Origin of the sequence: Pseudomonas sp. B35(2017), from assembly GCF_002113645.1 — a bacterium.
In the GTDB taxonomy this organism is placed as follows: domain Bacteria; phylum Pseudomonadota; class Gammaproteobacteria; order Pseudomonadales; family Pseudomonadaceae; genus Aquipseudomonas; species Aquipseudomonas ekonensis.
Window position 1 is genome coordinate 164,819 of sequence record NZ_NEIZ01000001.1, and the last position, 14,410, is coordinate 179,228.

The 14,410-nt window shown below is 67.6% G+C and carries 11 protein-coding genes; 9 read left to right on the forward strand and 2 right to left on the reverse strand.

Annotation, left to right across the window (positions count from 1 at the left end):
• Nucleotides 1-4 precede the first annotated feature (4 nt).
• From CAG41_RS00785 to CAG41_RS00800, 4 genes are all read left to right on the forward strand, one after another.
• On the forward strand, nt 5-1,159 hold the full coding sequence (locus CAG41_RS00785) for an acyltransferase (RefSeq protein ID WP_085638686.1): 1,155 nt from the start codon (nt 5-7) through the stop codon (nt 1,157-1,159).
• Nucleotides 1,153-1,968, forward strand: coding sequence for a class I SAM-dependent methyltransferase (locus tag CAG41_RS00790; protein ID WP_085579219.1), 816 nt, complete (start codon nt 1,153-1,155; stop codon nt 1,966-1,968). The genes CAG41_RS00785 and CAG41_RS00790 overlap by 7 nt, the downstream gene beginning before the upstream one ends.
• A gap of 207 nt (nt 1,969-2,175) precedes the next feature.
• Nucleotides 2,176-3,372 carry a DUF3142 domain-containing protein gene (locus CAG41_RS00795; protein WP_085706614.1) on the forward strand — a complete coding sequence of 399 codons (1,197 nt, stop codon included), beginning with the start codon at nt 2,176-2,178 and terminating at the stop codon, nt 3,370-3,372.
• On the forward strand, nt 3,359-5,491 hold the full coding sequence (locus CAG41_RS00800) for a hypothetical protein (RefSeq protein ID WP_085706615.1): 2,133 nt from the start codon (nt 3,359-3,361) through the stop codon (nt 5,489-5,491). Before CAG41_RS00795 ends, CAG41_RS00800 begins: the two co-directional genes overlap by 14 nt.
• Here CAG41_RS00800 and CAG41_RS00805 read toward each other — a convergent pair.
• Nucleotides 5,488-6,117: a LysE family translocator gene (locus CAG41_RS00805; RefSeq protein ID WP_085630326.1), complete on the reverse strand. Its 630-nt coding sequence runs from the start codon at nt 6,115-6,117 to the stop codon at nt 5,488-5,490. The genes CAG41_RS00800 and CAG41_RS00805 overlap by 4 nt on opposite strands.
• A gap of 144 nt (nt 6,118-6,261) precedes the next feature.
• On the opposite strand from CAG41_RS00805, the gene CAG41_RS00810 reads away from it, so the two are divergent.
• On the forward strand, nt 6,262-6,735 hold the full coding sequence (locus CAG41_RS00810; RefSeq protein WP_085579211.1) for an Lrp/AsnC family transcriptional regulator: 474 nt from the start codon (nt 6,262-6,264) through the stop codon (nt 6,733-6,735).
• 101 nt (nt 6,736-6,836) lie between these two features.
• Here CAG41_RS00810 and lpdA read toward each other — a convergent pair whose 3' ends face one another.
• Nucleotides 6,837-8,237, reverse strand: a complete 1,401-nt coding sequence (gene lpdA / locus CAG41_RS00815) for a dihydrolipoyl dehydrogenase (RefSeq protein ID WP_085579209.1) — start codon at nt 8,235-8,237, stop codon at nt 6,837-6,839.
• 210 nt (nt 8,238-8,447) lie between these two features.
• Here lpdA and CAG41_RS00820 point away from each other — a divergent pair, with 210 nt between their 5' ends.
• The 4 genes from CAG41_RS00820 to CAG41_RS00835 are packed head-to-tail and all read left to right on the forward strand — an operon-like array spanning nt 8,448 to nt 14,408.
• Nucleotides 8,448-10,406 carry a protease modulator HflK gene (locus CAG41_RS00820; RefSeq protein WP_085706616.1) on the forward strand — a complete coding sequence of 653 codons (1,959 nt, stop codon included), beginning with the start codon at nt 8,448-8,450 and terminating at the stop codon, nt 10,404-10,406.
• Complete coding sequence (gene hflC, locus CAG41_RS00825) at nt 10,403-11,449, forward strand: protease modulator HflC (RefSeq protein ID WP_085706617.1); 1,047 nt, start codon at nt 10,403-10,405, stop codon at nt 11,447-11,449. Before CAG41_RS00820 ends, hflC begins: the two co-directional genes overlap by 4 nt.
• Nucleotides 11,446-12,504: a protease modulator HflK gene (hflK, locus tag CAG41_RS00830; protein WP_085638671.1), complete on the forward strand. Its 1,059-nt coding sequence runs from the start codon at nt 11,446-11,448 to the stop codon at nt 12,502-12,504. The genes hflC and hflK overlap by 4 nt, the downstream gene beginning before the upstream one ends.
• Nucleotides 12,501-14,408 carry a heavy metal translocating P-type ATPase gene (locus tag CAG41_RS00835; protein WP_085706618.1) on the forward strand — a complete coding sequence of 636 codons (1,908 nt, stop codon included), beginning with the start codon at nt 12,501-12,503 and terminating at the stop codon, nt 14,406-14,408. The genes hflK and CAG41_RS00835 overlap by 4 nt, the downstream gene beginning before the upstream one ends.
• The last annotated feature ends 2 nt before the right edge of the window (nt 14,409-14,410 follow it).

The window sequence follows — 14,410 nt, forward strand, 5'->3', positions numbered from 1 at the left end:
GCCGATGAGCGAACGGCGGATCCTGGACATCGAAGTGCTGCGGGCCATTGCGGTGCTGGGGGTGCTGTTCCATCACCTGCAAGGCAGCCTGTTCACCGATCCGGTGCCGTTGCTGGAGACGATCCATGCCTGGGCGCAGCCGTGGTGGGGCGTCGACCTGTTTTTCGCGATCTCCGGGTTCGTCATCGCCCGCAGCCTGATTCCGGTGCTGCGCGGTTGCGAAGGCCGCCAGGCGCAGTGGCTGCAGGTGCGCGACTTCTGGTTGCGCCGGGCGTTCCGGCTGCTGCCGTCGGCCTGGCTGTGGCTGGCGCTGATGCTGCTGGCCTGCGTGTTCCTCAACCGTTCGGGGGCCTTCGGCACCTGGCAGGCCAACGTGCAGGCCACCTTCGCCGGGGTGTTTCAATACGCCAACTTCCGCTTCGCCGACAGTTTTTTCCATTACGAGTACGGCAGCAGTTTCGTCTACTGGAGCCTGTCGCTGGAGGAACAGTTCTACCTGCTGTTTCCGCTGTTGATCCTGGTGTGCCGCAAGCGACTGGTCTGGGCCTTGCTCGCCTTGGTCGCGGTGCAGCTCTTCACCGTGCGCACGCCGCTGCTGATGGTGATCCGCACCGATGCGCTGGCGTTGGGCGTGCTGCTGGCGATGTGGAGCGCGCAAGCGTCGTGGCGGCGCTTCGAACCGAGGTTCCTGAGCCGGCCCTGGCTCGGCCTCCCGACGTTGATCGCGGTCGCGGCGTTGCTGAGCTTCATGGCCACCGACCGTTTCACCTTCGCCCCTTACCGCATCGGCTCGATCGCCGTGCTCGGCGCGGCGCTGGTGTGGATCGCATCGTACAACGGCAACTACCTGCTGCCGGCGGGTCGGACGCAACGACTGATGGCGTGGATCGGCAGCCGCTCCTACGGCATCTACCTGATCCACATTCCGGCCTATCAACTGGTGCGCGAACTGAGTTGGCGCCTGCAGGCCGCCGGCCTTCCCGACTTCGGCGGCCACCCGGTCGCCACGCTCCTGGCCGCCGCCGGCCTGATCGCGCTGCTGAGCGAACTGAACTACCACCTGATCGAAATGCCCATGCGCAACCGCGGCGCCGCCCTGGTGCGGCGCCTGCGCACGTCACCCACCGCCGTCCCATCCCCTGGAGCCACCTCATGCTGAGCCTTTTGAAGAAACTCACGGCGGCGCCGTCCGCCGAGCCTGTCGCCCCGGTCGCCGACAAGGTCGATCCGTACATGCTCGGGCTGCGCGACGCCATGCTCAGCGGCTGGTTCAACCAGGAGACCGGCGAGCTGTTCACAGGCTTTCCGGTGACGGCCGACGACACCCTGCTGGATGTAGGCTGCGGCGACGGCGGCAACGTGCATTTCTGCGGGATGCGCGGGGCGAAGATCATCATCGCCGACATCGACGGCGCCAAGGTCGAGGCCACTCGCCAGCGTCTGGGCGACACGCCGGCGCGCGACGTCGAGTGCCATGTCACCGACTGCAACCCGCTGCCGATCGCCGACGCCACCGCTACCCGCGTGGTGTCCACCGAAGTCATCGAGCACGTCGACGACCCGGCGCAGTTCCTCGCCGAACTGGTGCGGGTCGGCCGGCCGGGGGCGCTGTACCTGCTGAGCGTGCCGCACCCAAGCTCCGAAGACCTGCAGAAGGACATCGCCGCGCCGGAGTATTTCCAGAAGCCGAACCACATCCGGATCATCGGCGAGGAGCAGTTCAAGGGAATGGTCAGCGACGCGGGCCTGGAGATCATCAGCCACAGTTCGTACGGCTTCTACTGGTCGATGTGGATGCTGCTGTTCTGGGAGGCGAAGGTGGACTTCAGCAACGCCGACCATCCGCTGCTCAACCACTGGGCCGACACCTGGAAAACCGTGCTCGACTCGCCGCGTGGCGCGCAGATCAAGCAGGCGCTGGATGCGGTCGTGGCGAAAAGTCAGGTGATCATCGCCCGCAAGCCGTAGTGCCGGCGCGGGATTGTTCGGTGCGTTGACTGACGCCATCGCCAGCAGGCGGGCCCCACCGTGTGTGGGCCGCGCCGGCCACTGTGGGAGCGGGCTTGCCCCGGGCGGCGATCCGCCGATGGCGTCAGTTCAGTCAACCAAGATGTCGGTCGCTTGCAAAGGTTTTGTGTACCCTTGGCGCTTTGCGTGGTCAGGGAGTCGCAAGCAATGCGGTTTTTCATCGGGCTGTCGGCGGTGCTGGCCATCGCCACTTGGCTCACGGCCTGTGAGCGGACGCCGGCGCCGCCCCTCGACCAGCAGCTCTACATCTGGCAGCGCCAATGGACGCCCGCCCACGGGGCTGCGCTGCGTGACAGCCGCGCTGACTTTTCCACGGTGCGGGTGCTGGCGTTGCAGGCGTTTCCACAGGCGGGATGGAGCCGGGCGCGGATCGATCCGGCGTTGCTCCACCAGGACGGTCGGCCGCTGATTGCGGTGGTTCGACTCGACGGCCAGCTCAAGTCCCTGGACCTTGCGCACGCCACGGCGCAGATCCTTCAGGTGCTCGACGACTGGCGCGGACAGGGGCTGACGTTGGCCGGCGTTGAGATCGACCACGATGCCGGCAGCGCACGGCTGCCGGCCTATGCCGAATTCCTCGCCCATCTGCGCCCGGCGCTGCCGCCCTCGTTGCCGCTGAGCATCACCGCGTTGCCGGCGTGGCTGGACAGCCCGCAATTGCCGGCGTTGTTGGCGACGGTCGACAGCAGCGTGCTGCAGGTGCATGCGGTGAGCGATCCGCGCCGGGGCCTGTTCGATGCGGATCAGGCGCGGCGCTGGGCGGACGCCTGGGGACGGGTCAGCGACAAGCCGTTCTATCTGGCGCTGCCGGCCTACGGCGTGGCGCTGTTGCCGGACAGCGGCGGGGCGCCGGAAGTGGAGAGCGAGGTCGCGATCCCGCGGCGCGGCGAACGCCGCGAACTGCTCGCCGATCCACAAGCCTTGAGCCGGCTGGCCAGCGCACTGCGCGAAGACCGCCCGGCGCATCTGGCCGGCCTGATCTGGTTCCGCCTGCCGCTGGCCAACGACCGCCGGGCCTGGAGCCTGACCACGTTGCGTGCCGTCGCCCGCGGCGAACCCCTGTCGAGCAGCCTCGGCGTGAGCTTCACGGTGCAGGACGGACTTTACGACATCGGCCTCGCCAACCGGGGCAATCTCGACAGCCCTTGGCCCGCGCGCCTGACGGTCAAGGCCCGGGACTGCGTCGGCGCCGACGCCCTGGCCGGTTACTCGTTGCAACAAACGCCGGATCTGCTTACCTTCACCCGCCTGCGCGACGGCCGGTTGCCGGCGGGCGGTCAGCGTGCTGTCGGTTGGGCGCGTTGTGCACACATTGATCAAGGAGGTTCGCATGTTGACCCGTAACTGGCCCCGCCACCTGCTCTGCCTGAGCCTCAGCCTGCCGCTGGGCACGGCGCTGGCCTGCGGCCCGGACTTCCCGATGCGCCTGCTCGACAACCGCGGGCAATCGCTGGCGGAGCTGCCGGAGGGCAACTTCAACTTCGAGATCAGCCGCCTGGGCAAAGCCATCGACGGGCTCAAGCTCACGACGGTGGCCACCCACAACCCGGACGCCTACGGCGAGCCCGGCGAGTACGTCGACGAGCGCGAGCAGGCCGAGCAGGCGGACCTGAGCGAAGCTGCGCAGGCGCAGGTCAAGCGCTTGCGCAGCCTCGGCGATGCCCGTCAGGCCTATGAGCAGGGAACCGGCCTTCCCGCCGAAGTTCGCCTGTACGTGGCCGGCGCCGTGGCGTTCGCCGCCGCCGATTACCCGCTGGCCGCCGACTACTTCAGACAGGTGCTGGCGCTGCCGGCGGATCAGCGTCCGTTGCGCAGCACGTGGGCGGCGTACTCCCTGGGCCGTTCCCTGTACGCCATGAGCGGGCAGGCGGACGACGCCCTCGACCCGCTGGAGCAGGCGCTCGCCGCGTTCCGCCAGACCCGCCAGCTGAACATCGACGGTTTCAGCGACCCGCTGGAACTGGGCGTGGCCAGCCTCGGCGAAGAGGCCCGGGTGCTGCGCACCGCCGGCGACTGGAACGGCGCCATCGAACTGTACGCGGCGCAGAACCAGCATGGCTCGATGGTGGGCGCGTCTTCGCTGAAACTGCTGGTGAACGACCTGGTGGCTTTACCCGAGGATCAACTGGCCAAGCTGCTGCGGGGCAAAGCGGTGCAGCAACTGGTCACGGCCTCGCTGATCAGCCGGATCGGCTGGTCGTTCGGCGAACAGCCGGAGCGCGAGAAAGCACTGATCAAACTGCTGCAAGACAGCACCCGCGGCAGCCTGGACAACGCCGACCGCCTGGCGGCGATGAACTATCAGCAGGGCGACTACGCCACCGCCAAGGCGCTTCTCGAACACGCCGGGGACGGCGGGCTGGCCTGGTGGCTGCGGGCGAAACTGGCGGTGCGCGACGGCGATTCCAACGCCGCCGCAGCGGCGTACGCCAAAGCCGCCCAGGCCTTCCCGAAGGACGAATCGTGGGGCGAGCGGCGCACGCCGGACTGGGCCTTCGAAACCCTGCGGCCCAAGTGCCGGGTGGACGGCGAAAGCGCGATCCTCGACCTGCAGCGCGGCGATTACCTGCAAGCCTTCGACCGGCTGTACCAGAGCCAGGACATTTACTGGTTCGACGCCGCGACCGTGGCCGAGCGGGTGCTGACCCTCGATGAGCTCAAGCGCTACGTCGATGAGAAAGTGCCGGCGCCGCCGGTGCTGAGCCAGCAGGACCGCGACAACTACGTGCCGCTGTCGGTGGCGGCGAACCTGCGCAACCTGTTGGGCCGGCGCTTGCTGCGCGAAGGTCGCTACGAAGAGGCGGTCGGCTACTTCGACAATCCCGACCTGCAGAACAAGGCCCGGCTGTACGGTCAGCAGCGCCTGAACGCCGACTCGGCCTGGTGGCCGACCAAACGCGCCGCCGCGCTGTTCAACGCGGCCTGGACGGCCCGGGAATGGGGCATGGACATCCTCGGCTACGAGATGGCGCCGGATTACGCGACGTTCGGCGGCAACTACAGCCTGGAAACCACCGAACTGAAAGTCGGCCCGTTGGTGGCCGACGCCGAAGTGCAGCGCCAGAAGGCCAGCGAGGCGCAGCCCGACGTGCGTTACCACTACCGGTTCGTCGCCACCGCATTGGCCAACCGCGCGGCCGACAACCTGCCGCACACCAGCCAGGCGTTCGCCGCCGTGCTGTGTACGGCGGCCGGCTGGAACAGCAGCGAGGAGGATCAGCGCGGGCTGTACCAGCGCTATGTGAAGGAAGGCCCGTACGTGCCGTGGGCGGTGGACTTCGGCCACCAGTGCCCGTATCCGGACTTCGAGAACGCGGACAAGCGTTACGTGACCCAGGTCACCGACGCCGTGCGCTCGACGCTGCGTCCTTACAAGTGGCCGGTGCAGATCGGCGCGGCCGTGGTGGTGGCGGGCGCTGCGCTGTGGCTGTTCGGCCGCCGACGCAAGGCCCGCAAAGCCTAGGCCTGCTGGACGAACGTCAGGCGCACGGCGAAACCGATCAACAGGCTGCCGAACAGCCACTGTTGCAGGCGCTGAGCCGAAGGGCTGTTGTGCAGCCAGCGGCCCAGGGCGGCGCCGGCCAGGGCGTAGGCGCTGTCGAACAGCAGCCCTGCGCCCACCAGCAAGGCACCGAGCACGGCGAACTGGGTGAGCACCGGCGCACCGTCGGCGACGATGAACTGCGGCAGCAGCACCGAGCAGAACAGCAACGCCTTGGGGTTGAGCAGATTGGTCAGCAGGCCGCGGCGCACCGCTTCGCGCCACTGCGCCTTCGCGTCCGGCACTTGCGCCGCGTTCAGGTCCGGCAGCAACGTGCTGCGCAGGCACTGGACGCCGAGCCACAGCAGGTAGGCCGCCCCGGCCAGGCGCACCACGTCGAACGTCCACGGCGCGGCCTTGAACAGCGCCGCCAGCCCCAGCCCCGCCAGCGCCACATGGCAGCCCCGGGCCACCGCCAGCCCGACGGCAGTGGCCAGCGCCGCACCGCGGCCCTGACGGGCGCCGGTCTGCAACAGCAGGATCATGTCCGGGCCCGGAAGCAGGTAGACCACCGCCAATGCCAGGAAAAACAGCCAGAGACTCGCCATGCCGCACCTCTTTCGTTGTCGATTCGGTCGGCTCAGTCTAGGGCCGAAGGGCAGGGCAGGTGGTTGCGTAGTTCGCTTCAAATGCGCTTGGGATTGGCATAACCTGCTTTCTTTTTGCGCATAGACCATCAGGATCTGCCAACCATGAAACTGGACGCCTTCGACCGCAAGATTCTCGCCGCGCTGCAACGGGACGGACGCCTGAGCAACGTGCAGCTGGCCGACGAGATCGGCCTGTCGGCGTCGCCGTGCCTGCGGCGGGTGCGGATGCTGGAGGAGGCGGGGGTGATCCGCGGCTACCAGGCCAACCTCGACCGCGATGAAGTGGGCCTGGGGCTGACGGTGTTCGTCGGGGTCAAGGTGGAGCGGCACAACGATGAGCGGGCCGAAGCGTTCCGGGCGGCGGTGACGGCGCTGCCGGAGGTGATTTCGGCGTTTCTGGTGTCCGGCGAGTCGGACTTCCTGTTGCAGGTGGTGGTGCCTGACCTGCGGGCCTATGACCGCTTTCTCACCGGTTGCCTGCTGAAGTTGCCGGGGGTGAGTGACATCCGCAGCAACTTTGCGATCAACACGGTGAAAACGCCGGGGGCGTTGCCGTTGGGGCATCTTCCGGCTTGAGGCCGAGTTGAGCCCATCGCGAGCAGGCTCGCTCCTACAGGGACTGCATCAATCTCTGTGGGAGCGAGCCTGCTCGCGATAGCGGTCTGTCTGCAGGCGGCCTACATCTGCGTCGCCATCCCTTCCACATCCATCGCGGCCTGGCGCAGCGCCTCCGAGCGGGTCGGGTGCGGGTGGCAGGTCAGGGCGATGTCCTCGGCCGAGGCGCTGAACTCCATGGCCACGCAGTACTCGCCGATCATCTCGCTGACGCTCGGGCCGACCAGGTGCACGCCCAGCACTTCGTCCGTGCGCTCGTCGGCGATGACCTTGGCGAAACCTTCGGTCTCGTGGTTGATCTTGGCCCGGCTGTTGGCGGTGAACGGGAACTTGCCGACCTTGTAGGCCCGCCCTTCGGCCTTGAGCTGCTCTTCGGTCTTGCCGACGCTGGCCAGTTCCGGCCGGGTGTAGATCACGTTGGGGATCAGGTCGTAGTTGACCTCGGCCGCCTTGCCGGCGATCCGCTCGATGCAGGCCATGGCTTCGTCTTCGGCCTTGTGCGCGAGCATCGGCCCGGACGTGACGTCGCCGATCACCCACACCCCGGCGGCCTCGGTGCGGTGGCGGTCGTTGGCGAGCATGCCGCGCTTGTCGGTGCCCAGGCCGACGTTCTCCAGGCCCAGCCCGCGGGTGTACGGCCGGCGGCCGATGGCGACCAGCACATAATCGGCTTCCAGCAATTCGGCGTCGCCGCCGGCGGCGGGTTCGACGCTCAGTTGCACGCCGTTGGCCGTGGTCGTGGCGCTGGTGACTTTCGAGCTCAGCCTGAACGCGATCCCTTGCTTGCCCAGTGAGCGCTGCAAGGCTTTGCCGGCCTCGCCGTCGACGCCGGGGCAGATGCGGTCCAGGTATTCGACCACCGTCACTTGCGCCCCGAGCCGGCGCCAGACCGAGCCCAGCTCCAGGCCGATCACCCCGGCGCCGATCACCACCAGGTGTCTGGGCACTTCGCCCAGCGACAGCGCGCCGGTGGAGTCGAGGATGCGCTTGTTGTCGATCTCCACGCCGGGCAGGGGCGTGGGCTCGGAGCCGGTGGCGATGACGATGTCCTTGGCGGTCAGCTCGATGCGGCTGCCCTGATCGCCGGTCACGCTGACCTTGCCGGGGCCGTCGATATGGCCCCAGCCCTTGATCCAGTCGACCTTGTTCTTGCGGAACAGGAACTCGATGCCTTTGGTCAGGCCGGCGACGCTTTCGTCCTTCTGCTTCATCATCTGCGCGAGGTTGAGCGAGGGTTTGACCTCGATGCCGAGGTTGGCGAATTCCGGCCCCAAGGCCGCTTCGTACAGTTCGGAGGCATGCAGCAACGCCTTGGAGGGCATGCAGCCGACATTCAGGCAGGTGCCGCCGAGGGTGGCGCGGCCCTCCACGCAGGCGGCCTTGAGGCCGAGCTGGCCGGCGCGGATCGCCGCGTTGTAGCCGCCGGGGCCGCCGCCCAGAATCACCACGTCATAGTTGCTCATGCGCTTGCTCCCGGTTGATGGATGCGGATCGGTAACGGTAGTCCGCACTAAAAATTACGAACGTAATATGTGCGTTTCCAGACATTTCGGTCAAGGCTTCAGGCAAGCGACAGGTGGGTCGTCTTTAGATAGTGGATTTGTGTACGAATATTTCACGGCATTTGTTATATCGTAACGATATGTGCCGTTAGCCAAGGGTTTTGGGGGGATATGCAAGTCGATCTGGAGGGGGATGGCACCCATGTGACCGGACTGCCGCGCTTTCAACAGGCCGCGGCCCAAGGTCGCCGCTTGTGCCGGATGGCCGTCGGGCTGGGCTCGCTGGCCGGGGCAGGGTGGGTGCTGGCGTTCTTTGTCGGGCTGTTTGCCCCGCAATCGTTGTGGCCGGCGCTGCTGGTCAACCTCAGCGCTGCGTTGCTGGTATTGGTGGCCGGGCTGCAATCGGCGTGGTGGGTGAGCCGCTGGCGGGCACGGGTGATCGATCCATCCGCATCGGTCGTCCCCGAAGATGATTCGCCTGCACCGGACGGTTGGTACGAGCGGTTGCTCGACCGGTTGAGTCGTCGCGGCCTGCATCTGCTCGGGCAGGTCGGCGCGCCCACGTTATGGCTGGGCGGCTGGGCCTTGGCGGCCGCGTTGAGCGTCGATCAGACGTGGAACCTGGCGTTGCCGTCCGCCGCTGTGGGCATATCGGCGACGGTCGGCGCCGCGCTGGCGTTGGTGCTGGCGTTCGGGTTGCTGGTGCTGGAGCGGCAATGGGCCCAGGAGCCTCCAGCGCAATGGCCTGAAGCGGGTTCGCTGGCGCAATTGGCGCGCGTGGCGATCATCTGTCTGGTATTGGCGGCGTTGTGCCTGTTGTTCGCCAGCGAAAGCGCCGTGTGGCCGGTGCGCGTCGCGGTGCTGATCGGCCTCCTGCCGGGCGTGGTGGCGCTGGAGTTGCTGCTGCGTGCGGTGTTGTCGCTATTCAGCCCGCGCCGGGAGACGCTCGAGCCGACCCTGCTGGCGCGCAGCGTTGTGGCGGATCTGCTGCGCTGGCCGCCGCAGCCGCTGCTGGCCTTGCAGCATGAACTGCACAACCGCTTCGGCATCGATCTGCGCCAGATCTGGGCCTTCAGCTACATGCGCCGGGCCCTGCTGCCGGTGCTGGCGCTGGTCGCAGCGGTGGGGTGGCTGCTGACCGGGCTTCATGAAATCCCGATGCAAGGCCGCGGCATCTACGAGTGTTTCGGCAAACCGGTGCAGGTGTTCGGCCCCGGCCTGCACGCCGGTCTGCCCTGGCCGTTGGGGCGGGTGCTGAGCGTCGAGAACGGCGTGGTGCATGAGCTGGCCACCAGCGTCGGCGAAAACCCGGCGCCCGTTCAGGCGGAGCCCGCCGAAGGTCCGCCGCCGCTGACGGCCAACCGCTTGTGGGACGCCAGCCACGTCAACGACAAGTCCCAGGTGATCGCCGGCAGCCGGGGCGGGCAGCAGAGCTTCCAGATCGTCAACATGGACGTGCGCTTCGTCTACCGCATCGGTTTGAGCGATCAGGCTGCCTTGGCCGCCACCTACAACAGCGCCGATGTGCCGACGCTGATCCGCAGCACGGCCAGCCGGATTCTGGTGCACGATTTCGCCTCACGAACCCTCGACGGTTTGCTGGGGCAAGACAGGACAGGGCTCGCCGAGGAGATCGGCCGGGCGGTGCAGCACGACCTGCAGAAACTCGACAGCGGCGTGGAAATCCTCGCCACGGTGGTCGAGGCCATTCATCCGCCAGCCGGTGCGGCCAATGCCTATCACGGCGTGCAGGCCGCACAGATCGGCGCGCAGGCGTTGATCGCCCGCGAGCGCGGCGCAGCAGCCGAGGCCAGCAACCAAGCGCAACTGCAGGCCAGCCTTGCCGGGGATCAAGCCACCGCCAATGCCCGTGAAACGGAAGCGGCGGCACGGGCGGCGGACCTGAAGTTTTCGGCCGAACAAAAGGCCTACGCCAGCGCCGGTCAAGCGTTCGTGCTGGAGCAGTACCTCGGTCAGCTCAGCCAAGGGCTGAGCAAAGCCCGGCTGCTGGTGCTCGACCACCGCCTGGGCGGCAGCGGCAATGCGCCGACCATTGACCTGCGCACCTTCACACTGCCGGCCGATCCCGCGCCCGCACGCAATGTTGCTCAACCAGGAGTCACCCATTGAGCCAGTCGCACACTCACGATCATTCCGATCACAGCGGCCACGGTCATGCTCATGGCGGGCATCACCATCCCCACGGTCATCATCACCATCACCACGGCGAGCCGGAAGAAGCGGGGCCGTTCCCGTGGCGGCGCATGGGCTGGGCGGCGTTGCTGGTGGCCTTTGCCGTCGCGGCGGCGAGCCTGGTGCAGGTGCGCTCCGGGGAGGCGACGGTGATCACCCGCTTCGGCAACCCGACCCGGGTGCTGCTGGATCCCGGGCTGGGCTGGCGCTGGCCGGCGCCGTTCGAGGCGGCGATCCCGGTGGACTTGCGTCTGCGCACCACGTCCAGCGGTCTGCAGGATGTCGGCACCCGCGACGGCTTGCGCATCATCGTGCAGGCGTATGTGGCGTGGCAGGTGCAGGGCGATCCGGACAACGTGCAGCGTTTCATTCGCGCCGTGCAGAACCAGCCGGACGAAGCCGCGCGGCAGATCCGCACGTTTGTCGGTTCGGCGCTGGAGACCACCGCCAGCAGTTTCGACCTGGCGAATCTGGTGAACACCGATGCCGCTCAGGTGCGCATCGGTGACTTCGAGGCGCAGTTGCGCCAACAGATCGACCAGCAATTGCTGGCGACCTACGGGGTGCGGGTGGTGCAGGTCGGCATTGAGCGGCTGACCTTGCCGTCGGTGACGCTCACGGCCACCGTCGATCGGATGCGCGCCGAGCGTGAAACCATCGCCACCGAACGCACGGCGGTCGGCAAGCGCGAAGCGGCGCAGATCCGCTCCGCGGCCGAACGCGATGCGCGCATGGTGCAGGCCGACGCCACAGTGAAGGCGGCAGAAATCGAGGCGCAGTCCCGGGTCGAGGCGGCGCAGATCTACGGACGCGCCTATGCCGGGTCGCCGCAGTTGTACAACTTGCTGCGTTCGCTGGACACCCTCGGCACCATCGTCACGCCTGACACCAAGCTGATTCTGCGCACCGACGCCGCGCCGTTCCGCGCCTTGGTGGACGGTCCGCCGACGCTCGACAGCAAAAGCGGATCGCAGCCATGAGTGAAGTTCCACGTGGAACACAACCGTTGAACAGCCCGTGGATACAGGCCGGACGCCTTGCGTTCTTTGCGCTGTACGCCGTGACCGTGCTGGCGGCGCTGGCCTGGGCATTCTCCAATGTGCGGCAGATCGATCCGCAGAACCGCGCGGTGGTTTTGCATTTTGGTGCGTTGGAGCGGATTCAGAATGCCGGTTTGCTGTTGGCCTGGCCCGAACCCTTCGAGCAAGTGGTGCTGCTGCCGGCGGCGGATCGGGTGATCGAGCGTCGGGTCGACAATCTGCTGCGTAGCGACGCGGCCTTGCAGGCGGATCGCGTGGTGACATTCGCCACACCGTTGAGCGACGCGCTGGCCGGTTCCGGCTATTTGCTCACCGGGGATGCTGGCGTCGTGCAACTGGATGTTCGGGTGTTCTACAAAGTGACCGACCCTTATGCGTATGTGCTTCAAGGTGACCATGTGCTGCCCGCGCTGGATCGCCTGGTGACCCGCAGTGCGGTGGCCCTGACGGCCGCCCGGGACCTGGACACGATTCTGGTGGCCCGACCTGAACTGATCGGCGCCGATAACCAGGCCGCCGAGCGTCGTGAACGGTTGCGCGGCGATCTGGTGCAAGGCATCAACCGACGCCTGGCCGAGCTGAAGGCAGACGGGCAGGGCATCGGCATCGAAGCGGTGCGGGTCGACGTGCAGTCGAGTCTGCCGGCGCCAGCGGTGAGTGCGTTCAATGCCGTCTTGACCGCCAGTCAACAGGCCGACAAAGCCGTGGCCAACGCCCGCACCGAAGCGGAGAAGCTCACCCAGACCGCCAACGAACAAGCCGACCGCACACTGCAGGTCGCCCATGCGCAGGCCGGTGAGCGGCTCGCCAAAGCCACCGCCGACACGGCGACGGTCCTGAGCCTGGCCAAGGCCCGGCAGCAAGGCAGCGACCCGCAGATGTTGCTGCGTCTGTACCGCGAGCGCATTCCGAAGGTCCTCGGCCAGGCCGGTTCAGTCACCACGGTGGATCCGAAGGACGATGCCCGGCTGATCATTCAGGGAGCCAGCAAATGACCACGAACACCCTTCCTGCGCCGAGCCTGTTGTCCTCGGCGGAACAGCGCCGCGCCGCACGCCAGTTGACCCTGGCGATGCTCGCCCTGGGCCTGCTCGGGCTGGGGCTGATCTGGCGCTGGCTGATGCCGGAGCAGACCGGCGTCAGCCAGTTGCTACTGGGCGTCGCGTCGGTTCTGGTGGCGGTGCCGGTCATGCGTTCGGCCTGGTTCAGCCTGCGCTATCCGAGCCTGCACGGCATCACCGATCAGTTGATCGCGCTGGCCCTGCTCGGCGCCTGGGCCACCGGTGACCTGCTCACGGCGGCGTTGCTGCCGATCATCATGATCTTCGGCCACGTGCTGGAAGAACGCAGCGTGATCGGCTCCCAGGAGGCGATCCATGCGCTGGGCCAGTTGACCCGCAGCCATGCACGCAAGCTTCAGGCCGACGGCTCGGTCATCGAAGTCGACAACGGCACGCTCAAGGCCGGCGACACGGTTGAGGTCCGGGCGGGGGACCGGGTGCCGGCGGACGGGCGGGTGCTGTCCGGCCAGGCCAGCCTCGACACGGCGTCGATCACCGGCGAGTCGGTGCCGGTGGAGGCGGGCGTCGGCATGGAGGTGTTCGGCGGGGCGATCAACCTCGACGGCCTGCTGCGCATCGAGGTGACTCGCACCGGCGATGAATCGACCCTCGGCAAGGTCATCGGCCTGATGCAGAACGCCGAACGCTCCAAGCCGCCGATCACTCGCCTGCTGGAGCGTTACGCCGGCAGCTACATGGTGCTGGTGTTGCTGCTGGCGGCGGTGACCTGGTTCATCACCCACGATGCGCAAGCGATGCTTGCGGTGCTGGTGGCGGCTTGCCCGTGCGCGTTGGTGCTGTCGGCGCCGGCCACCGCGATTGCCGGTGTGGCGGTGGCGGCGCGGCACGGGATCCTGATCCGCAGTTCGGCGTTCCTTGAGGAGCTGGCCGATCTCACCTCGTTGGTGGTGGACAAGACCGGCACCCTGACGTTCGGCACCTTGCGCTTGCAGTCGGTCGACAGCCCCCGCGTCGAGCACGGCACGGTGATTGCGCTGGCGGCGGCGATCGGTGCAGCCAGCAGCCATCCGGTCAGCCGTGCGCTGGCCGGTCTGGCCGAGCCGGACAGTGACCTGGCGCTGACCGACATCCACGAGCGGCAAGGCTTGGGCGTGGTCGCGATGACGACCCGGGGCGAAGCGGCGCTGGGTCGCCCGGAGCTGTTCACGCAGTTGGGCATCGTCACCACCGCCGTACCGGAGCACGACGGCCCGATCGCCGGGCTGGCGCTGAACGGCGAATTCCTCGCCTGGCTGCTGCTCGCCGACAGCGTCAAGCCGGAAGCGCGGCTGGCGCTGGGCGAGTTGCGCGACCTGGGCCTGGGACGGCAATTGCTGCTGACCGGCGATCGCCACAGTGTGGCGAACGCGCTGGCCCGGGATGTCGGCCTGCACGAAGTGGAAGCCCAAGCGTTGCCGGAGGACAAGCTCAACCGGGTGCTGAAGGAGATCGACAGCGGCTTCCGGCCGATGGTGGTCGGCGACGGCATCAACGACTCATTGGCGCTCAAGGCCGGGGTGGTCGGTGTGGCGATGGGGGCGGGAGGCGCCGACATCGCGCTGGCCTCGGCCGACATCGTGCTGATCGGCAGCGACCTGCGACGCCTGGGCACCTGCGTGCGGCTGAGTCGCCAGTGCCGGCGCACGTTACAGGTGAACGTGGTCATCGGCCTGGGCTGGACGCTGGCCATCGTCGTGTTCGCCGCGTTCGGTTGGCTCGGTGCAGCCGGGGCCATGATCGCTGCGCTGCTGCACAACCTCAGCACCTTGCTGGTGCTGGGCAATGCCGGGCGCCTGCTGCGGTTTCAGGAACCGTTGCTGAAACTGAAGGAAGATTGATC